Consider the following 20,253-nt stretch of genomic DNA (forward strand, 5'->3'; position numbering starts at 1 on the left):
GTGTCGTCCCGGCCGCGAATGGGGCCTGCTTGATGCCAGGAAATTAGTGTAATATTACAAAGATTTCGTTGCGCTAGCGGCAGTGCTGACGTATTTTTTATGTAAGTTAACCAGATTGGGGGCAAACATGAAGGCAACCAGGCGGTCTGAGGACGAGGATCGGCCGGTCATCGATCTGGCGCTGTTCGGCGCCCTGGGCGACCTGTCGCTGCGCAAGCTCTACCCCGCGCTGTACCATCTCGACCGCGAGGGGCTGCTGCACGACGACACGCGCATCCTCGGGCTGGCGCGCCAGGAGATGCAGACCGACGCCTTCCGCAAGCGTGTGGCCGAAACCCTGCAGACCTACGTCAAGCCCGCCGAGCTGGACCGTGCGACCGTCAAGCGTTTCACCGCGCGTCTCGACTTCCTGCAGCTCGATTTCGGCACCGCCGAGGGCTATGGCGCCATCGCTGAGTGGCGCAAGGCCGTGCGTCACGACACCGTGGTCTGCCCGCTGGTCGTCTATCTGGCCGTGCCGGCCAGCCTGTATGGCGATATCTGCCGCAACCTGCAGGCCGGTGAATGTCTCGACGAACTCTCCCGGGTGGTAGTCGAGAAACCGATCGGCTACGACTTTGAATCCTCCTGCGAGATCAACGATGCCATCGGTGAGGTGTTCCCGGAGTCCCGGGTCTACCGCATCGATCACTATCTCGGCAAGGAGACCGTCCAGAACCTGATCGCGCTGCGCTTTGCCAACCCCTTGTTCGGCACCCAGTGGAATCAGAACCATATCTCCCACGTGGAGATCACCGTGTCCGAGCAGGTCGGCATCGAAGGGCGCTGGGGCTACTTCGACCGTGCCGGCCAGCTGCGCGATATGGTGCAGAATCACCTGCTGCAGCTGGTCTGTCTGATCGCCATGGACCCGCCGGCCAACCTGGATGCCGACGCCATCCGTGACGAGAAGGTCAAGGTGCTCAAGGCGCTGCAGCCCTTCAGCGAGGCCAGACTCAATCGCGATGTGGTCCGCGGCCAGTACATCGCCGGTACCATCAACGGCAAGGGCGTGCCCGGCTATCTCGAGGAAGAGGGCGCCAACCGCGAGAGCGGCACCGAGACTTTCGTTGCCATGAAGACCGGCGTCTCCAACTGGCGCTGGGCCGGGGTGCCGTTCTACCTGCGCACCGGCAAGCGCATGCCCGAGAAGCTGTCGCAGATCGTGATCCACTTCCGCCAGCAGGCGCACTACATCTTCGACCCCGATCAGCGCAATCTGGCCGCCAACAAGCTGGTCATTCGCCTGCAGCCGGATGAAGGCATCGCTCTGGAGGTGCTGACCAAGGACAGTGGCCTCGACCGCGGCATGCGCCTGCGTCGTGGCCCGCTGCACCTGGATTTCGGCAGCGCCTTCCCTCAGGAGCGTATTCCCGATGCCTACGAGCGTCTGCTGCTCGAGGTGATGAAGGGGCGCCAATACCTGTTCGTGCGCCGTGACGAGGTGGAGCACGCCTGGCACTGGTGCGACAGTCTGATTGCCGCCTGGGAGGAGATGGGCGAGCCGCCGCGGCGCTATCCGGCCGGCTCCTGGGGGCCGGTTGCCTCCATCGCCATGATCACCCAGGACGGGCGCAGCTGGTACGAGGACTACTGAGATGATGAACGCCACACCCCGCGAGCAGCTTGCCGAGCAGCTCGCTGAAGCCGCCGCCGAGGCGCTGCGCCGGGACCTGGCGCAGCAGGAGCGTGCGCTGCTGGTGCTCTCCGGCGGTTCGACGCCGGTGCCGTTCTTCCAGGCCCTGGCCAAACAGGAGCTGCCCTGGGAGCGAGTCGAGGTGACCCTGGCCGACGAGCGTTGGGTGAACGAGAGCGACGAGGCGAGCAATGCGCGTCTGGTGCGTCGCCACTTGCTGCAGGGCAAGGCCGCCGCGGCCAGCTTCGTTGTGCTGACCACCGACGACGAGACGCCTGAGCAGGGCGTCGAGGCCGTCACCCAGCGCATCGAGGCGCTGACCTGGCCCGCCAGTCTGGTGGTGCTGGGCATGGGCGGCGACGGTCATACCGCCTCGCTGTTCCCCGACAGCCGCGAACTGGAGCTGGGGCTGACCACCGATGCACCGGTGCTGGCCACGCGTACACCCAGCCAGCCCCAGCCGCGTATCACTCTGAGCGCCGACCGCCTGCATCAGGCGCGACGCCACGTATTGCACATCACCGGTGACGACAAGCGCAGCGTACTGGCCCGGGCCATGTCCGGCGACGACTCGCGCGAACTGCCGATCCGTGCCTTCCTTTCTTGCCCGCTGGCCGTCTACTGGGCCCCCTGAACTTGGAGTCTTGCTCATGACCATCGACAAACAGCTGCCGTCCACGCGAACTACCGAGCTCGACAGCATCTGCCTCAAGGCCGAGGTCATTCCGGTGCTGGCCATCGAGCGCATCGAGGACGCCGTGCCGCTCGGCCGCGCCCTGGTCGAAGGCGGACTCACGGTGCTGGAAGTGACCCTGCGCACCGACTGCGCCCTGGAAGCGGTGAAGCGCCTCAAGGAGGCGCTGCCACAGGCCAGCATCGGCGTGGGAACGGTGCTCACGCCGGCTCAGTATCGCCAGAGCGAGCAGGTGGGCGCCGACTTCGTCGTCACCCCCGGCACTACCGAAGCGCTCTACCGCTACGGCGTCACCAGCCCGGTGCCGATGCTGCCCGGCGTGGCCACGGTGTCCGAGCTGATGACCGGCTGGCAGTACGGCTATCGCCGCTTCAAGTTCTTCCCCGCCGAGGCCAGCGGTGGCGTCAAGGCACTGAAGGCCTTCGCCGGCCCGATCCCCGAGGCGCGTTTCTGCCCCACTGGCGGCATCACCCTGGAAAATGCCGAAGACTATCTGGCGTTGAAGAACGTGATGTGCGTAGGCGGCTCGTGGCTGACGCCGAAGTCCCTGGTCGATGCCGAGGACTGGAATGGCATTCGCCAGCTCGCCAAGGAAGCCGCCCAGCGTTTCCATCACTGAGCGGCTCACCAACCCTTTTGTTGTGCTCTCTCGGCAGCCAGGTGCTGTCATTTGCCCGGCCATTTGGCCGGGCTTTTTTATTCCTTCGATGAAGTGAAGACTCGCGAGGTGGTCGACTTGGCTCGTGCCAGAGCGGTGGGCCAATCGGCAAGAGCCGGTGCATGCCGCCATGGGCAGGCCACCGGCTCCTTGGTTGGCGTGCTGTGTCAGGCGTTGGCGGCGACGGCTACCGGGGCGGCGCCGCGCTTGAGCGCGGCGTAACCCAGGCCGGTGACCAGCGAGCCGATGACGATGGCGCCGAGGTAGAGCAGCACCGGGGTGATGGCGTTGGGAATCAGCAGCACGAAGATGCCGCCGTGGGGTGCCATCAACTGGGCGCCGACCAGCATCGAGAGGGCACCGGTCAACGCGCCGCCGGCGATGCAGGCAGGGATCACCCGCAGCGGATCCTTGGCGGCGAAGGGAATGGCGCCTTCGCTGATGAAGCACAGTCCCAGCACGAACGATGCCTTGCCTGCCTCGCGCTCCGGTTCGGAGAACTTGTGGCGGGCGACGAAGCTGGCGATGCCCATGCCGATGGCCGGCACCATGCCGGCGGCCATGATCGCCGCCATCGGCGCGTAGGTCTGCGAGGCCAGCAGGCCGACGCCGAAGGTGTAGGCGGCCTTGTTGACCGGCCCGCCCAGGTCGAAGCACATCATGGCGCCGAGCAGGATCCCCAGCAGTACCGCGTTGGTGGCGTCCATGCCGGCGAGGAAACCGGTGAGGCCGGCGAGGATTGCCGCCACCGGTTCGCCGATGATGTAGATCATGGTCAGGCCGGTGACCAGGCTCGACACCAGCGGGATGATCAGGATCGGCTTGAGCGACTCGACGCTGGCGGGCAGCTTGACGTGACGGGCCACCGCCAGCGCCACGTAGCCGGCCAGGAAACCGGCGATGATGCCGCCGATGAAACCGGCCTCGATATTGGCTGCCAGCATGCCGCCGATCATGCCCGGGGCGATGCCCGGCCGGTCGGCGATGGAGTAGGCGATGTAGCCGGCCAGCACCGGGATCATCAGAGCGAAAGCGGTACCGCCGCCGATCTGCATCAGCGCCGCGGCCAGCGTGCCCTCTTCCTGGAAGGCCTCGATGCCGAAGACGAAGGAGAGTGCGATCAGCAGGCCGCCGGCCACCACCATGGGCAGCATGAAGGAGACCCCGGTGAGCAGGTGCTTGTAGACCCCTTTCTCCTTGATGCTGCGGCTCGCATCGCTGCGGCGAGCGGTGCCGCTATCTTCCACCTCGGCCTGATCGAGGGCCGCCTCGATGGTGGGGCGCGGCTTCTTCAGCGCGTTGCCGGTGGAGGTGCGGTAGATGCGCTTGCCGGCGAAGCGGGTCGGGTCGACCTCGATGTCGCAGGCGAGAATCACCACGTCCGCCGCGGCGATCTCCTCGTCGGTGAGCTTGTTCTGCGCCCCCACCGAGCCCTGGGTCTCGACGCGAATCGCGTGGCCCAGGCTCTTGCCCGCTTCGCTCAGCGCTTCGGCGGCCATGAAGGTGTGGGCCACGCCGGTGGGACAGGCGGTCACGGCGACGATCTTGCTGCCACCGGGCGCTTTATGCTGGGTGGCCGCTGCGCTCTGGGCGGGCGGAGTGAAGCTCTCGGCCTCGCGCCGGGCACGCTGCAGGAACGCCTCGGGGTCGGGCAGGGCTTCGCCGATGGCGGCGCGGAACAGCCGCTTGCCGGCAAAGCGCTCGGCGGCAGGAATCTGGTCGGCGGCGACCACGACCAGTTCGGCTGCGGCAATGGCGTTGGCCGAGACGGGCTCGACGGCCTCGAGCTGGCTGTGCATCTCGACGCTGGCTTGCCAGCCCAGGCGCCGGGCGGCCTGCTCCAGGCGACGGGCAGCGAGGAAGGTGGTGGCCATGCCGCTGGGGCAGGCGGTGACGATGATCACGTTCATGCGAGGGCTCCCCCTGCGTCTACGTCGTTGAGGCGACGCACGCGGGTCTGTTGTTGGAGTTGCGGGAAATCGTCGGCGTGGAGGTTGCCCACGCCCAGGTGACGAACCGATTCAGCGGAGAGTGCGGTGGCCAGGCGCAGGGCCTGATCGGGCGGATGGCCGCACACCACCCCATGCAGCAGGGCGGCCAGCAGGGTGTCGCCGGCGCCTACGGTGCTGGCGACGCTGACCTGGGGCGGCATGGCCTGCCAGGCGCCGCGATGGCTTACCCACAGCACCCCGGCAGCCCCGGCGGAGACCACGGCCTCTTCGATACCGGCGGCGTACAGCCGCAGCGCCGCGGCCAGGCGTGCTTCCGGTGTGTCGAGGGCGTTGCCGGCCCAGGAGGCCAGCTCGAGTTCGTTGGGCTTGACCGCGGTGGGGCGAGCCGCGATGGCTTGATCCAGCGCGGTGCCGCTGGTATCGACCCACACCGGCAGGCCCGCCTCGCGCAGCCGGGTGACCAGTTCGGCCAGACTGGCCGGTGTCACACCGGGCGGCAGGCTGCCGGCGACCACCACGGCGTCGGGGCGCCGCCGTGGATCGCCGATGCGCGTGTCGAGGCCGTCTAGCAGGCGCTGCCAGGCCGCTTCGTCGATGGCCGCGCCGGGGCCGTTGATGTCGGTGATGCGGCCGTCGGCCTCGGCGAGTTTGGCATTGATGCGGGTCTCGCCGGGCACGCGCAGGAAGGCGTCCTCCACTTGCATGGCTTCGAAGGCGCGCAGGAAGGGGCCATCGTTGTCGGCGCCGAGAAAACCCGACACCGTCACGTCGTGACCGAGCTCGGCCAGTACCCGCGCCACGTTGACGCCCTTGCCGGCCGCCGTCAGGTGGGTCTCATGGGTGCGATTGACCGTGCCCGGCTCCAGCCGCTCCAGGCTCACGGAGAGATCCAGCGCCGGATTCAGGGTGAGGGTGAGCAGGCGGGCCATTAGCGTACCTCCAGGGCGTCGCGTACCGCCTCGCTGGTGGCCTGGGCCAAGGCCAGTTGTGCCTGGGCGCGGGCCTCGGCCAGATCGAACTCGCGCAGCCTGGCCTTGACCAGCGGTACCTGACGCGCGCTCACCGAGAGCTCATCGACGCCGAGCCCGACCAGGACCGGCACCGCCAGGGTGTCGCTGGCCAGCTCGCCGCATACCCCGACCCACTTGCCGTGAGCGTGGGCCGCCGCCACGGTCATCTCGATCAGGCGCAGCACCGCCGGGTGCAGGCCGTCGGCGTGGGCCGATAGCTCGGGGTGGTCGCGGTCGATGGCCAGGGTGTACTGGGTCAGGTCGTTGGTGCCCACCGAGAAGAAGTCGACCTCGGCGGCCAGGGCGGGTGCCAGCAGGGCGGCCGACGGCACCTCGATCATGACGCCGAGCTGCATGTCGGTGGCGCGCTCGGCGGCGGGAATCTCGTCGAGCAGGCGCGCGAAGATGGCGCGTGCGGCGCGGAATTCGCCCACGTCCTTGACCATCGGCAGCATGATACGCAGCGGCCGCGGCTTGTCAGCCGCCTCGCTGGTGGCGGGGGCTGCTGCCATCAGCAATGCCCGCAACTGGGTTTCGAGCACCTCGGGCCGGGTCAGGCTGAGGCGGATGCCGCGCAGGCCGAGGAAGGGGTTGTCCTCCTTGGGCACCGGCCAGTAGGGCAGCGGCTTGTCGCCGCCCACGTCGAGGGTACGGGCCACCAGCGGGCGGCCCTCCAGGGCGTCCAGGGCCTCGCGGTACTCCTCGATCTGCGTGGCGAGATCCGGCTCCCGGGCGTGGGCCATGAACAGGAACTCGGTGCGCAGCAGGCCGATGCCCTCGGCGCCACGCTCCACGGCGTCGGCGGCGTGGGCGGTGTTGCCCAGGTTGGCGGCCACCTCCACGCGATGGCCGTCACGGGTTTGGGCCGGGTCGAAGCGCGCCTGCCACGCCTCGGCCTCGCGCCGCTCGCGTTCGGCCAGGCGCTGCTCGGCACTGGCGCGGCGTTCGGCGGAGGGCGCCGGAATCACCCGGCCGCGTTCGCCATCGAGAATCAGCTCCTGGCCGCCTGCCAGCGTCAGCACCCGTTCGCCGGCGCCCACCACGGCGGGAATGCCCAGGGCGCGGGCGAGAATCGCGCTGTGCGCAGTGGCGCCGCCGCGGGCGGTGAGCAGGCCGCGCACCCGCTGGGTGTCGAGCCGCGCCACGTCGGAGGGACCGATGTCGTCGGTCACCAGGATGTAGGGCGTATCCGGCGGTTCGGGCAGCTGCACCTCGCACAGCACGCCGAGTACGCGGCGACCGACGTCGCGCAGGTCGGCGGCGCGCTCGGCCAGCAGGCGATCGGCGAGCATCTCCTGGGCATGGGCGGCAGTCTCGATGGCTTCCCACCAGGCAGCCTCGGCCGAGCGGCCCTCCTGAATGCCTTCACGGGCGGCCTCGAACAGCTCGGGGTCGGTGAGCATCTCTTCGTGCATGGACAGGATCTGTGCCACTTCGCCGCCGCGGGCCTGCCGTACCAGCGCCTCGAGCTGGGCCGCGCCCTCGGCGAGGGCCTGACGCAGGCGCCGCTGCTGCTCGGCGGGGTCGGCGGCGCGCTCGGGATAGTCGAAGCGCGGGGTCTGCAGCACGAAGACCGGTGCAATGGCCAGCCCCGGGGAGGCTGCCACTCCCGCGTGAGGCGTGTCGTCGGGCAGCGGCTCGACGGGGGCGGCATCCGCCTGCGGCATGCTGCGCTCACGGCTCTCGTCGAAGGGCAGCACGTGCTCGCCCAGGCCGTCCGCCACGGCGCGAGACACGGCGTCGAGCGCCTGCTGGGCTCCCTCGCCTTCGGCGGAGAAGAGCAGTTGCTGGCCGCGGCGGGCCCCGAGGTTGATCACCTTGGTCAGGCTGGAAGCGGACACCGCGGCGCCACCGCCCTCGGCCAGTCGCACCTGGATCGGCAGGCCCTGTTCCCGGGCCGCCTGCACCAGCTGCTTGGCCGGGCGGGCATGCAGTCCGTGGGCGTTGAGTACCCGTGCCAGCCGGGTATGGGCCGCGGCGGATTCGCCGGCCAGGCGGGCCAGTACGGTGGCGGCATCGGCACTGGGCAGCTCGGCGGCGGCACCGCTGTCGAGCAGGGTGAGAACGCTCTCCAGCAGGCCGCGGTGGGCGTCCCCCTGGGCGGCCAGGCAGAACACCCCCTTCACCGCTTCGCCGCCGCTCTCCAGGCGCTCATCCGGCGTGGCCAGGGCCAGCGCCGGCACCGTGACGCTGCGTTCGCCGAGGCTGAGCCACAGCCCCTGGCCCAGCGGCGCCAGCTCGCATTCGGCGACTTCGGCGACGAAACCGCTGCCCACGCAGCCGAGCTGACGCAGCCGGGCGGCGCCGGCCAGGGCCAGTTCGCGCGTGTCGCGGGCAGGAAAGCCGAGGCACAGGGTATCGGCGTCGAGACGCGCTTCCACCTGCGCCTTCGACAGCAGGGCGGCCACGGCCGCCGCCGAACCGGCACCGGCCAGCCGCTCGCCGACGCGGTCGTCGTCGAGTACGTGGGTGAGCTGGCGCAGGATATCCAGATGTTCGTCGCTCTGGGCGGCAATGGCGACCAGCACGTGGACGCGCTGACCGTCGTGCCACTCGACCCCGGCGGGAAACTGCAGTACGCGTACGCCGGTGGCGAGCACGTGCTCACGGCTCTCCGGCGTACCGTGGGGTATGGCGATGGCGTTGCCGAGATAGGTGGAGGACTGGGTCTCGCGCTGGAACAGACCGTCGCGGTAAGCGGGTGCGGTCAGCCCCGCCCGGTGCAGCGATTCGGCGGCCTGCTCCAGCGCGTCGCGCCAGTCAGGCGCCTGACAGTCGAGGAGGATGTCCTCGGGGCGAAGCGTGAGCATGGGCAATCTCCTGTTGGCGGTGACCCAATCGACAGCGAGGATCAAATCACGGTTGGTCTTACGTTTTGCTGAATCGTGTCACCAAGTCTATTCTTCATGCTGGATCGATTCATCCTCTTTCGCAAGCTCAGGATGTTAGACTTTGGCAGGGGGTGGGGCTCAGCCACTGGCGTAGAATGGCAGGCCGCTAACGGGGAGAAGCGATGACACTTGCTGAAATCGCACGCCTGGCTGGTGTCTCGCGCACCACGGCCAGTTACGTGATCAATGGTCAGGCCGCCGAGCGGCGCATCAGTCAGGAAACCGTCGACAAGGTCATGGCGGTGGTACGCCAGCACCGCTATCGAGTGGATGCTCAGGCCGCCGCGCTGCGGCGGGGCTCGAGTCGCATTCTCGGCTTGATCGTGCCGGATCTGGAGAACGCCAGCTATGCGCGGCTGGCAAAGCGGCTCGAGCGCGGCGCGCGGGAGCAGGGCTACCAGCTGCTGATCGTCGGTTCCGACGACCGGCCGGAGAGCGAGCGTGAGCTAGCCCTGGCCCTGCGCGCCCAGCGCTGCGAGGTGCTGATCACCGCCAGCTGTCTGCCCCTTGACGACCCCTTCTATGTCGAGCTGATGGCCGATGGCCTGCCGGTGATCGCGGTGGATCGCGGCTTCGATCCCCGGCATTTCGCCTGCGTGGTGAGCAACGACAGAGAAGCTGCTGAGCGGCTGACGCGCTCGGTGCTGGGTGAAGGCGTGAAAAGCGTGGCGTGGCTGGATGCCGTGCCGGGACTCTCCATCAGTCACGAGCGGCGCAGCGGGTTCCGGCAGGCGCTGGCCGGCAGCGACGTAGCGGTCTTAATGTACGGGGCCGAGCGCTACGAGCGAGACGAGGGCGCACGCCTGATGCGCGAGCTGCTCGCCGAGCACGGCTTGCCCGATGCCCTGGTCACGGCTTCCTACACGCTGCTCGATGGGGTCTTCGACGTGCTGCTGGAGCAGGGTGGGCTGCCGCAGACGCTGCGCCTGGCCACTTTCGGCGACAACCGCCTGCTCGACTTCCTGCCGCTGCCGGTCAATTCGGCGGTGCAGGATCACGAGCGGATTGCCGACGCTGCCCTGGCCGCTGCCCTGGCTGCCGCCCGGGGCGATTATCGCCCGGGGCAGCAGGTGGTGGCGCGAACGCTGCGCTGGCGGCTGCCGGCGCGAGTGCCGCTATGACAGGGCCGGGGCGGAATGGCTGAGTGGCAGGTATCGCTTAGGGAAACACTGCACAAATGCCTGCGCGAGTGAATCGCTGCGTTGCGCGGTGCCGAAGCGTCGGACCGGCGGATCCTCACATATACCCCATATGCTCCGGTTGACTCGCAGCCTGCGGCTTCTCGCCCCTTCGGGGCCAGCCTACGGCTGTTTGTCGCTTCGCTCGGTACTGTGCTCCGTGCGCCTTGCGACCCACAGGGATGTGGGAAGTGCGTTGGTTCGTCGGGAACGAACCTAGCCGCTTCATCTCGCTCGTCGATTTGTTCAGCGCTTCCTTAGCTCTCGCTGCGCAGCCGAGCCAGGTCGCCCCGGCTGGGCAGGGCGGCATAGGCGCCGGGGCGGGTCACCGCATGAGCACCGCAGTTGGCGGCGGTGCGCAGGGCGCGACGCAGGAGGTCGTCGTCCTTGTGCCAGTCGCCGTCGACGGCCGTGGCGCCCAGATAGTCGGCCAGCTCGGCCAGCAGACCGCCGATGAAGGCATCGCCGCCGGCGGTGGTGTCCACGGCCTCGACCCTGGGCGGCGCATGGCGCAGCTCCCTGCCTACGCCGATGGCGCGTACTTCGCCGGGGCCGTCGGTGATCACCAGCAGCCGGACGCCGGCGGCGAGCCGCTCGGCCAGCCAGGCCTCGGTGGGATGATCGGCGCGCAGGTAGTCGAGCTCGTCCGTCGAGAGCTTGACCAAGCCGGCGCGATCGATCAGTTGAGTGACCAGGGCGATGTCGGCGCTGCCGCCGGCCCAGAGGTTGTGGCGCAGGTTGGCGTCGACGCTGACCAGACAGCCGGCGCGGCTGGCCATGTCGGCCATGGCCAGGGTGGTGTCGGCGATTTCCGGCTCGGTCAGGCTGTTGCTGCAGAAGTGCACGATGGCCGGTTCGGCGAACACGCCGGGCGGCAGGTGCTCCAGACGATAGAGCAGATCCGCGGCCGGCGGGCGATAGAAGTCGAAGGTACGCTCGCCATGGGCGTCACGGGAGACGAAGGCCAGCGCCGTGCGCGCCTCGCGGGTGCGCTCCACGCCGCTGGTGTCGACGCCGTGGGCGGCCAGCTCCGCGGCCAGGAAGTCGCCGAAGTGGTCCTCTCCCAGCATGCCGAGGAAACGGCTGGGTACGCCCAGGCGCGCGCAGGCCACCGCCACGTTGGCCGGGGCGCCGCCAGCATAGGGCGTGAAGGTTTCCGGGGTGTCGCCGGCGAGATCGCCGAGGCGGCTGGAGAGCATGTCGACCAGGGCTTCGCCGAAGGCGATGACGGTTAGCATCTGAATTCCTCGTGTTGTCCTTGTGAGTGGCGAATCTCAGGCCACCTCGTGACCCCGGGCGGACTCCAGCAGGGCATACCAGGTGGGACGATCCATCTGCGTTTGGGCATCGGCATGCAGGGCGGCGATGCGCTCTTCGCGCAGGCTGCCGATCACCGGTCGCGGGCGGCCCGGCAAGGCGCGCAGCCAGGCCAATGCCAGCCCGGCCGGCGTGATGCCGCGCTCCTCGGCGAGCCGGATCAGCAGCCGCTCGGCCGGCCCTTTGAAGACCCGGCCGCCGCCCAGGGGCGACCACACCAGTGGTATCTGGCCGTCGCCGACCAGCGCATCGTAGGTACCATCGAAGAGTGGCTGGGTGTGGTCCAGCGAGAGCTGCAGCTGATGTGTGGCCAGCTCGTGGTGCATCGCCGCCTGCAGGCGGCGCCATTGATCAGGCAGGAAGTTCGAGACGCCGACGGCGCCGATCTTGCCGGTATCGATGGCGTCGTCCAGCGCGCGGCCGGTGGCCTCGGCGTCCATCAGCGGGCTGGGGCGATGGAGCAGAAAATGGTCGAGTCGCTCGACGCCGAGACGAGCCAGCGAGTCGTCGATGGCGCCTCTCAGGTATTCCGGCGAGCTGTCGTAGTGCTTGACGCGAAACGGCGAGGTGTCGCGCTCCGGCGTGACGATGCTGGCCTTGGTCACGACTCTGACGCGTGCCGCGAGCCCGGGACGCGCGCGCAGGGCGGCACCGAACAGGGCCTCGCCCTGGGTATCGCCGTAGATATCGGCATGGTCGAACCATTCGAGCCCCTCGTCGAGGCGGGCTTCGATCCAGTCGGCCAGGCGCGCCGGCGGGTGCAGATCGGCCACCTCGTGCAGGCGCATCATGCCCAGCAGGAAAGGGGTCTCCAGCGCGCCGGCGGCGTGCTTCACGAGTCTGCCTCGCAGGATAGGGTGGTGCCGAGCAGGTGCTGAGCGCCGGGCACCAGCCACACCGGGTCGAGGCGGGTATTGGCCGACTCCACGCAGAGGAAGCGTCGCGCGGCGGCGGGTGAGGTATCGTCGGGCGGTGCCTCGCCGGGGTGCCACACCACCGCCGAGTCGCTGCCCTGCCGGGCGACGCGCAGGCGCCGGTTACCGTCGTCGAGCACCACCTCGGCGTTGCTGTGGTAGATGCGGTCGAGCCCGCCGCGTACGGCGAGCTCGCCCTGCTGTTCGCGCTCGGCGAAGCCGGCCAGCTTGTCCAGGTAGCGGGCGCCGGCCAACCCTGTGACGCGACAGGTGAAGCTGTCAGCCACGGCTAAGTAGCTGTGCAGGGCGCCGCTGAGCTTGACCGGAGTTTCGCCGACGTGCTCGGTGATCAGCTCCACGTGCAGGCGCCGGGCGTTGGCCTGGATCACCGCGCGTGGCACCAACTGGCTGTGCAGGCGCTCGGTGGGGGAGAGGTGCAGCTCGACGCCGCCCTCGTGTTCGTCCACTGCGTCGAGACGCCACTGGGCCTTGCGCGCCGGGCCGTGCATGGGGCCCGAGCGATCCGGCGATTCATCCGCGCCGCGCTCGTCGGCGAACCACGGCCAGCACAGCGGAATGCCGCCGCGAATGGCACCGGGCAGCGCCTGGGGCGTGGGCGTGACCCACAGCCAGCCGCCGGGCACCAGCGCCTCTTCTCCGTCCGTGCTGGAAGCGCCGCCACTGTTGTCGCGCGTGGCTTCGGGCGCATTACGTGTGGCTTCGGACGCGGGAAGATCAGTGCGCGCGGCTTCGGACGCGGGTGGGGAGCCTTCAGCTCGCGCGGGGGTGGGCGCGAAAGGTAGCGAGCCTTCAGTTGGCGTGGCTTCGGACGTCGGTAAATAGTGAAGCACCTGGGCACCCTGCAAACACACCGCCAGTTCGCCCCAGGCTTCACGAGCCAGCCACACGCGGCGGTCGGCCCACTCGCACTCACGCCGGCCGTCGGTCTCATCGAGCAGGGTTCGCAGGCTTTGCGGGATCATTCGCGCTCCTTCACGTCATTCCACTTCTTCGTTGTGCAGGGCCTCGGCGGCGCCCAGCAGCCCCGGCCAGGGCGCGGTGACTACTCGCACCGGGATGGCGCGGTTGTAGTCGCTCATGCGGCCCTTGGCGGTAAAGGCTTCGACGAAGCGGCTCTGAGGCAGCCAGTCCAGCAGCCGTGGCAGAATGCCGCCGCACAGATAGACCCCGCCGCGGGCGCCCATGGTCAGGGCGGCATCGCCGCAGACGTCGCCGAGGATCTTGAGAAACCGCAGCAGGGTATCACGGGCGATGGCGTCACCGCCCGTGGCGGCGGCCGTCACCTCGGGCGGGGTCTGGCAGCTGGGATTGGCGCCTTTCAGCGAGCAGTGGGCCAGATAGAGATCGAGCAGCCCCTGGCCGCACAGGATGCGTTCCACGGAGACCCGGCCATAGCGGTTGCGGAAATGCCGCAGCAGGTTCTGCTCGCGCTCGTCGGTAGGCGCATAGGTGACGTGTCCGCCCTCGGTGGGCAGCGGAATCCAGGCATGGCGGCCGGGGAAGATGCCGGCCACGCCGAGCCCGGTGCCGGGGCCGATGACGAGACAGGTGGCGTGCTTGCGCGCCACGCCCGGTTGCACCTCGACCAGTTCCTCGGGCGCCAGGTGCGGTACGCCCAGGGCCTGCGCGGTGAAGTCGTTGATCACCTTGAGCCGTTCCAGACCGAGAGCGGTCAGCGCCTCGCGGCGGGAAAACGACCAGTGATTATTGGTCATGACCACCCGATCGCCGTCGATGGGGCAGGCGAAGGCCAGGCAGGCTTCCCGCGGGGCGTCGTCGGCGGCCAGGCCGACCCGGCTCAGGTAGTCGCGCACCGCCTCCACCAGGCCTGGATAGTCGGCGCAGGGCAGGGCGATGCTCTCGCGGGGGGCGTGCTCGCCCGGCGTGACCAGGGCGAAGCGGGCATTGGTGCCGCCGATGTCGCCGATCAGAGCCGGTCGCGTCATTGGTCCTCCTGGGAGATCTTCTCGAGTTCGCGGGAGAGCACTTCCTCCTCGAAGCCGCCGAATACCCCGGCGCCCTGCTCGGCGCCGGCGGCCAGGTGGCGGAAGCCGCCGAACAGCTCGCGGCCCATGCCGAAGTGATAACGCTCCAGGTTGGGCTCGACGATGCCGCGGCTGGCGAACTCGGCGGCGTCGACCAGCGCGGTCAGCTCGCCGCGTTCGGCGTCGACCCGCACGACGTCGCCGTCGCGCAGGCGCGCCAGCGGGCCGCGGTCCACCGCTTCCGGCGTGACGTGGATGGCGGCGGGCACCTTGCCCGAGGCGCCGGACATGCGCCCGTCGGTGACCAGCGCCACCTTGTAGCCGCGGTCCTGCAGCACGCCGAGGAAGGGGGTGAGCTTGTGCAGTTCGGGCATGCCGTTGGCCTTGGGCCCCTGGAAGCGCACCACCACCACCACGTCGCGGTCGAGCTCACCCGACTCGAAGGCGGCCTTGACCTGGTTCTGGTCGTCGAAGATGCGTACCGGCGCCTCCACCACCCGGTTGGCCTGCTTGACCGCCGAGATCTTGATCACGCCGCGGCCGAGGTTGCCTTCCATCACCACCAGTCCGCCGGTGTGGGCGAAGGGGTTGGACACCGGGCGCAGCACGTCGCTGTCGAGACTTTCCGTCGGCCCCTCGCGCCAGATGAGCTTGCCCTGCTCGAGGAATGGCTCCTGGGTGTAGGCGCTCAGGTCGGTGCCGAATACGGTGGGAATGTCGCCGTGGATCAGGCCGGCGTCGAGCAGCTCGCGGATCAGCAGGCTCATGCCCCCGGCGGCCTGGAAGTGGTTCACGTCGGCGCTGCCGTTGGGGTAGATCCGGGTCAGGCTCGGTACCGCCGCCGAGAGGTCGTTGAAGTCGTTCCAGTCGATGGTGATGCCGGCGGCGGCGGCCATCGCCACCAGGTGCAGGGTATGGTTGGTGGAGCCGCCCGAGGCCAGCAGACCGACCATGGCGTTGACGATGGCGCGCTCGTCGATCTGGCGGTAGAAGGGCCGGTAGTTGCCGCTCTGCTCCGTGTTGCGGATGGCCTGCTCGGTGGCGTAGCGGGTCAGCGCCTCGCGCAGCGGCGTGCCGGGGTTGACGAAGGAGGCGCCCGGCAGGTGCAGGCCCATCATCTCCATCATCAGCTGATTGGAGTTGGCGGTGCCGTAGAAGGTGCAGGTGCCGGGGCTGTGGTAGGAGCGCGACTCCGCCTCGAGCAGCTCTTCGCGGCCCACCTTGCCTTCGGCATAGAGCTGGCGGATACGGGCTTTCTCGTCGTTGGGCAGGCCGCTGGGCATGGGCCCGCCGGGCACGAATACCGCCGGCAGGTGGCCGAAGCGCGCCGCGCCGATGAACAGCCCCGGCACGATCTTGTCGCAGATGCCCAGGTAGAGGGCGGCATCGAACATGTTGTGGGACAGCGCTACGGCGGTGGCCATGGCGATTACGTCGCGAGAGAACAGTGACAGCTCCATGCCCGGCATGCCCTGGGTGACGCCGTCGCACATCGCCGGTACGCCGCCGGCGAACTGGGCGGTGCTGCCCATGCCGCGGGCGGCCTGTTTGATGATCTCGGGGTAGCTCTCGAAGGGCCGGTGGGCCGAGAGCATGTCGTTATATGACGAAACGATGGCCAGGTTGGCGCTGTTGGTCAGCTTGAGCCGATCCTTGTCACCGGCATGGTCACAGCCGGCGAAGCCGTGAGCCAGGTTGCCGCAGGAGAGTTCGCCGCGATGCACGCCCTGCTGATGCTGAGCGGCCATGTGGGCTTCATAGAGCTTGCGGCGCCCGCGTGAACGCTGGCGAATGCGTTCGGTCACCAGCTCGACGGTGGAATTCAGTGCGGTGGGGCGAGCCATGGAAGCACCTCGCGTCGTTAGAGGAATGTAAGTTTACACAATTGTCACCCATCGCTTGGCAAATTTGAAGGTGCTTGGTCAAAAGTATGTAGTTTTATTACGGCGATGGAAAAGGGCGAAGGGTCTGCGCACAATGTAGGCGGGCGTCGGTCCGTTGTCAGCCGGCGCATCGGCCACTTCCCCTGCCAGGAACCTCATGTCCGAGCTGATTCTCAAGCAACTGCCCGCCATCGAGGCGGTGGCAGCGACGCAGTGGAATGCACTGATCGGCGACGATCACCCCTTTCTGCGCCATGAATTCCTGCACGCGCTGGAGGCGAGCGGCGCGGCCAGCCGCTCCACCGGCTGGGTGCCGGACCACCTTACGCTGTGGCGCGGCGAGTCGCTGGTCGGTGTGATGCCCCACTATCGCAAGTTCCACTCCTACGGCGAGTACGTGTTCGACTGGAACTGGGCCGATGCCTGGGAGCGTGCCGGCGGGCGCTACTATCCCAAGGGGCTCACGGCGATTCCCTTTTCTCCCGTGCCGGGGCCACGGCTGGCCTTGGCGGACGATGTCGACCCGCTCGAGGCGCGGGACCTGTTGGCCGGGGTCTGGGAGGAGGGCGGGCTGTCGAGCTGGCATCTGCTGTTTGCCGCCGACGAGGAGATCGATGCCTGGCTCGAGGCCAGGCCCGAGCTGCTGGTGCGCCACGGCGTGCAGTTCCAGTGGCGCGACCAGGGCTACGGCGACTTCGAAGGCTACCTGGCGGCCCTGACGGCGAAGCGACGCAAGACGATTCGTCGCGAACGACGTCGCGTCAGCGAGCAGGGGCTCAGCCTGCATCGACTCAGCGGCGAGGCGATCGGCGAGCGGGAGCTCGAGCACTTCTTCCGCTGTTACGAAATCACCTATCTCGAGCGCGGTCGTCACGGCTATCTCAATCTCGATTTCTTCCGCCGGCTGCGGCGTACCATGCCCGAGGCGCTGTTGCTCATTCAGGTGCGCCTCGACGAGCAGCCGGTGGCCGCTGCGCTCTGCCTGCAGGGCAGTCGCACGCTCTACGGCCGCTATTGGGGCAGCGAGGTGCTGGCCGACTGCCTGCACTTCGAGGCGTGCTATTACCAGGGTATCGAACACTGCCTGGCCACCGGGCTGACCTGCTTCGACCCCGGTACCCAGGGCGAGCACAAGTTGATGAGGGGGTTCGCTCCCAGGCGGCTGCGTTCGCTGCATCATCTCGCCGACCCCGGGCTGCGTGCCGCCGTGGCGCGCTTCTGCGACGAGGAGCGTCGCCACGTCGAGGCCTACTGTCGTGCCGCCATTGAGGCACTGCCCTTCAAGGGGTGAGCTTTTCAGGGCGTGAGCCGGGCGGGCGTTGGTGGCATAATGCCGGCCATTCAGAACCATGAGGTCAACTACCGATGCTCAAGTGGCTCGCCATCGCCTTGCTGCTGTTGCTGGCGTTGCTGCAGTATCGCCTGTGGCTCGGGGACGGCGGTATTCATGAATTGCGCGAGATTCGCGAGCGTGTGGCCATGTTCGATGCCGACAACAAGCCGCTGCGCGACCGCAACCAGCGCCTCGCTGCCGAGGTCATCGATCTTCAGACCGGCCTCGATGCCATCGAGGAGCGTGCCCGCAGCGACATCGGCATGGTGCGCACCGACGAGCAGTTTTACTGGGTGCCCGGCGTGGTGATCGAGGCCAGCGTCGGCCCTGTCGGCAACCCGGAACCGACGGCGGGCAGCCCACGAGCGGGAGCGACCGATGAGTGAGGCCGATGCATCCGCGCGGCTGTGGCTGGTGGTTCCCGCCGCGGGCCGCGGGCGGCGCATGGGCGCCGATCGACCCAAGCAGTATCTGACCCTGGAAGGGCGTCCGGTGCTGGCGCATACGCTGTCGCGACTGCACCAGGCCTTTCCTCAGGCACAGCTCTGCCTGTGCCTCGACCCCGACGACGACCGCTTCGATCCGGCCTGGGTGCCCTTTGCCCGGTGGCGGCGCAGCCCCGGTGGGCACGAGCGGGCCGATTCGGTGCGCCAGGCCCTGGCAGCGCTGGCCGGCGAGGCCGGCGACGACGATCTGGTGCTGGTGCACGACGTGGCGCGCCCTTGCGTCACCGTGGCGGATCTCACGACATTGCTGAGCGCGCTGCGTGAAGACCCGGTGGGGGCGCTGCTCGCCACGCCGGTAGCCGACACCATCAAGCGCGACGATGGCCAGGGGCGCATTGCCAGTACCGAACCCAGAGACGGCCTGTGGCAGGCCCAGACGCCTCAGGGTTTCCGCTATGGCCTGCTGCGCCAAGCGCTGGAACAGGCCGCGGCAGGCGGCGTCGGGGTCACCGACGAGGCCTCGGCGGTGGAGGCGCTGGGGCTCTCGCCGCGGCTGGTGCCCGGCCGGCGCGACAACCTCAAGATTACCCATCCGGAGGATCTGGCCCTGGCCGCCCATGTGCTGGCCGCCCAGCGGGAAGGGGCTGCGTCGCACGCCGGGCAGGGGCTCGCTGAACATGCCCACCTTGCTTCAAAGGAGACTGACTGAATGCTACGGATCGGCCACGGCTTCGACGTCCACCGCTTCGGTGAAGGCGACCACCTCATGATCGGTGGCGTCGCCATTCCTTTCGATCACGGCTTCGTCGCTCATTCCGATGGCGATGTCCTGCTGCACGCCATCAGCGATGCGCTGCTGGGAGCCTGTGCGCTGGGCGACATCGGCCGTCATTTTCCCGATACCGATGCGGCTTGGGCCGGCGCCGACAGCCGTGCCCTGCTGCGCCACGTGCATGCTCTGGTTCGCGAGGCCGGCTACCGGGTCGGCAACGTGGATGCCACGGTGATCGCCCAGGCACCCAAGCTGGCGCCTCATATCGCCGCCATGTGTGCACATGTCGCCGAGGATCTCGAGCTTGCCCTGGATGCGGTGAACGTCAAGGCCACCACCAGCGAGCGCTTGGGTTTCACCGGCCGCGGTGAAGGCATTGCCGCCGAGGCCGTGGTGCTGCTTACCCGCGAGGGAGCGACGAGTGTCTGAGACACGACGGCCGGGCGACTGGCCCCGCGCCACCGACGCCGAATTCGGCCCGCCGCTGGCTGGCGACTACCGTGCCGCGCCGGAGGACTTCGTGGTCGAGGAGGTGCTCGGCTTTGCGCCCGAGGGCCACGGCGAGCATCTCTGGCTGTGGATCGAGAAGCGCGGTCTCACCACGCTGGATGCGGTGCGGCACGTAGCGCGTGAGTGTCAGGTGTCGCCGCGGGCGGTGGGCTACTCCGGCATGAAGGACAGAATCGCCGTGACCCGGCAGTGGCTCTCCGTGCAACTGCCGGGGCAGCCGGCGCCGGACGACCTGATCGAGCGGCTGGCAGCCTGCGGAGTGCGCGTGCTCGAGCAGGCGCGCCATCCGCGCAAGCTCAAGCGCGGGGTGCACCGGGCCAATCGCTTTACCCTGCGCATCACCGGGGTGGCGGTGAATGCGCAGCTCGAGGCGCGCTGGGCCTGGCTCTGCCGTCATGGCGTACCCAACCTGTTCGGCCCGCAGCGCTTCGGACCCGAAGGGCGCAACCTGGCGCGTGCCCGTGCGGTACTGGACCGCGGCTGGCGCAAGCGCGACGACAAGGAGGGCATGCTGCTCTCCGCTGCGCGCAGCTACCTGTTCAACGAGCAGCTCGCCATGCGCTTGGCCGATGGCAGCTGGCAGCGGCTGCTGACGGGCGACGTGGCGATACTCGACGGCAGCGCCAGTCAGTTCGTGGTGGAAACCCTCGATGCCGAGCTGGCAGAGCGCGCCGAGCGGCTCGACCTGCACCCCAGCGGGGTGCTGTGGGGAGTGGGCAGCTCCCTTTCCGGGGGCGAGACGTTGCGCTACGAACAGACCCTGAGCGAGCGCCATGGTGCGCTGTGCCAGGGGCTGGAGCGTGCCGGCGTACGCATGGCGCGCCGCGCCCTGCGCATGCGCTTGGACCAGCCCCGACTCGAGGTGGCGGCGGACGAGGCGCGGCTCGACTTTCATCTACCGCGCGGTGGCTTTGCCACGGCGGTGCTGCGCGAGCTGCTCGACCATCCCACCTTGACCTCTTTCGCCGAACGCACGACGCCTGGGCACGAGCCCGGCTGAATCTGGAGGCCTTA

General features: G+C 68.8%; 17 protein-coding genes. 9 read left to right on the forward strand and 8 right to left on the reverse strand.

The window, feature by feature from the left end; all coding sequences use genetic code 11:
- Nucleotides 1-127: 127 nt before the first annotated feature.
- From zwf to HOP53_RS11725, 3 genes are read left to right on the forward strand one after another with little or no spacing between them, the layout of a single operon-like run.
- Entirely contained in the window at nt 128-1,636 is a 1,509-nt protein-coding gene (zwf, locus tag HOP53_RS11715) for a glucose-6-phosphate dehydrogenase (RefSeq protein WP_234270209.1), read from the forward strand.
- A gap of 1 nt (nt 1,637) precedes the next feature.
- Nucleotides 1,638-2,309, forward strand: a complete 672-nt coding sequence (gene pgl, locus HOP53_RS11720) for a 6-phosphogluconolactonase (RefSeq protein WP_234270210.1) — start codon at nt 1,638-1,640, stop codon at nt 2,307-2,309.
- 16 nt (nt 2,310-2,325) lie between these two features.
- Nucleotides 2,326-2,988 carry a bifunctional 4-hydroxy-2-oxoglutarate aldolase/2-dehydro-3-deoxy-phosphogluconate aldolase gene (locus tag HOP53_RS11725; RefSeq protein WP_234270211.1) on the forward strand — a complete coding sequence of 221 codons (663 nt, stop codon included), beginning with the start codon at nt 2,326-2,328 and terminating at the stop codon, nt 2,986-2,988.
- Between the two features lie 206 nt (nt 2,989-3,194).
- Here the strand turns inward: HOP53_RS11725 and HOP53_RS11730 are convergent, their stop codons facing one another.
- Genes HOP53_RS11730 through ptsP form a run of 3 tightly spaced genes read right to left on the reverse strand, consistent with a single transcriptional unit; the run spans nt 3,195 to nt 8,799 of the window.
- Nucleotides 3,195-4,937 (reverse strand): PTS fructose-like transporter subunit IIB, encoded by a 1,743-nt coding sequence (locus HOP53_RS11730; protein ID WP_234270212.1) that lies wholly within the window; start codon nt 4,935-4,937, stop codon nt 3,195-3,197.
- Nucleotides 4,934-5,908 carry a 1-phosphofructokinase gene (pfkB, locus tag HOP53_RS11735; RefSeq protein WP_234270213.1) on the reverse strand — a complete coding sequence of 325 codons (975 nt, stop codon included), beginning with the start codon at nt 5,906-5,908 and terminating at the stop codon, nt 4,934-4,936. The genes HOP53_RS11730 and pfkB overlap by 4 nt, the downstream gene beginning before the upstream one ends.
- Nucleotides 5,908-8,799: a phosphoenolpyruvate--protein phosphotransferase gene (ptsP, locus tag HOP53_RS11740; protein ID WP_234270214.1), complete on the reverse strand. Its 2,892-nt coding sequence runs from the start codon at nt 8,797-8,799 to the stop codon at nt 5,908-5,910. Before ptsP ends, pfkB begins: the two co-directional genes overlap by 1 nt.
- A 203-nt stretch (nt 8,800-9,002) precedes the next feature.
- Between ptsP and cra the strand changes: the two genes are divergently transcribed.
- On the forward strand, nt 9,003-10,001 hold the full coding sequence (gene cra, locus HOP53_RS11745; RefSeq protein ID WP_234270215.1) for a catabolite repressor/activator: 999 nt from the start codon (nt 9,003-9,005) through the stop codon (nt 9,999-10,001).
- 314 nt (nt 10,002-10,315) lie between these two features.
- Here the strand turns inward: cra and HOP53_RS11750 are convergent, their stop codons facing one another.
- The 5 genes from HOP53_RS11750 to edd are packed head-to-tail and all read right to left on the reverse strand — an operon-like array spanning nt 10,316 to nt 16,139.
- Nucleotides 10,316-11,296, reverse strand: a complete 981-nt coding sequence (locus tag HOP53_RS11750) for a carbohydrate kinase family protein (RefSeq protein ID WP_234270216.1) — start codon at nt 11,294-11,296, stop codon at nt 10,316-10,318.
- 36 nt (nt 11,297-11,332) lie between these two features.
- On the reverse strand, nt 11,333-12,166 hold the full coding sequence (locus HOP53_RS11755) for an aldo/keto reductase (protein WP_234270432.1): 834 nt from the start codon (nt 12,164-12,166) through the stop codon (nt 11,333-11,335).
- 41 nt (nt 12,167-12,207) lie between these two features.
- The gene (locus tag HOP53_RS11760; protein WP_234270217.1) at nt 12,208-13,272 is read right to left on the reverse strand and encodes an aldose epimerase family protein; all 1,065 of its coding nucleotides are present in this window, start codon (nt 13,270-13,272) and stop codon (nt 12,208-12,210) included.
- 15 nt (nt 13,273-13,287) lie between these two features.
- Nucleotides 13,288-14,256, reverse strand: a complete 969-nt coding sequence (glk, locus tag HOP53_RS11765; RefSeq protein WP_234270218.1) for a glucokinase — start codon at nt 14,254-14,256, stop codon at nt 13,288-13,290.
- Nucleotides 14,253-16,139 carry a phosphogluconate dehydratase gene (gene edd, locus HOP53_RS11770; RefSeq protein ID WP_234270219.1) on the reverse strand — a complete coding sequence of 629 codons (1,887 nt, stop codon included), beginning with the start codon at nt 16,137-16,139 and terminating at the stop codon, nt 14,253-14,255. The genes glk and edd overlap by 4 nt, the downstream gene beginning before the upstream one ends.
- Nucleotides 16,140-16,335: 196 nt before the next feature.
- On the opposite strand from edd, the gene HOP53_RS11775 reads away from it, so the two are divergent.
- The 5 genes from HOP53_RS11775 to truD all read left to right on the forward strand — a co-directional run bounded on the left by HOP53_RS11775 (nt 16,336) and on the right by truD (nt 20,239).
- Complete coding sequence (locus HOP53_RS11775; protein ID WP_234270220.1) at nt 16,336-17,469, forward strand: GNAT family N-acetyltransferase; 1,134 nt, start codon at nt 16,336-16,338, stop codon at nt 17,467-17,469.
- A gap of 74 nt (nt 17,470-17,543) precedes the next feature.
- Nucleotides 17,544-17,897, forward strand: a complete 354-nt coding sequence (gene ftsB / locus HOP53_RS11780) for a cell division protein FtsB (RefSeq protein WP_086509387.1) — start codon at nt 17,544-17,546, stop codon at nt 17,895-17,897.
- Entirely contained in the window at nt 17,890-18,666 is a 777-nt protein-coding gene (gene ispD / locus HOP53_RS11785; RefSeq protein WP_234270221.1) for a 2-C-methyl-D-erythritol 4-phosphate cytidylyltransferase, read from the forward strand. The genes ftsB and ispD overlap by 8 nt, the downstream gene beginning before the upstream one ends.
- Entirely contained in the window at nt 18,667-19,158 is a 492-nt protein-coding gene (gene ispF / locus HOP53_RS11790) for a 2-C-methyl-D-erythritol 2,4-cyclodiphosphate synthase (protein WP_234270222.1), read from the forward strand.
- Complete coding sequence (truD, locus tag HOP53_RS11795) at nt 19,151-20,239, forward strand: tRNA pseudouridine(13) synthase TruD (protein WP_234270223.1); 1,089 nt, start codon at nt 19,151-19,153, stop codon at nt 20,237-20,239. The genes ispF and truD overlap by 8 nt, the downstream gene beginning before the upstream one ends.
- Nucleotides 20,240-20,253: the final 14 nt, after the last annotated feature.

It is taken from the genome of Billgrantia ethanolica (genome assembly GCF_021404305.1).
GTDB lineage: Bacteria > Pseudomonadota > Gammaproteobacteria > Pseudomonadales > Halomonadaceae > Halomonas > Halomonas ethanolica.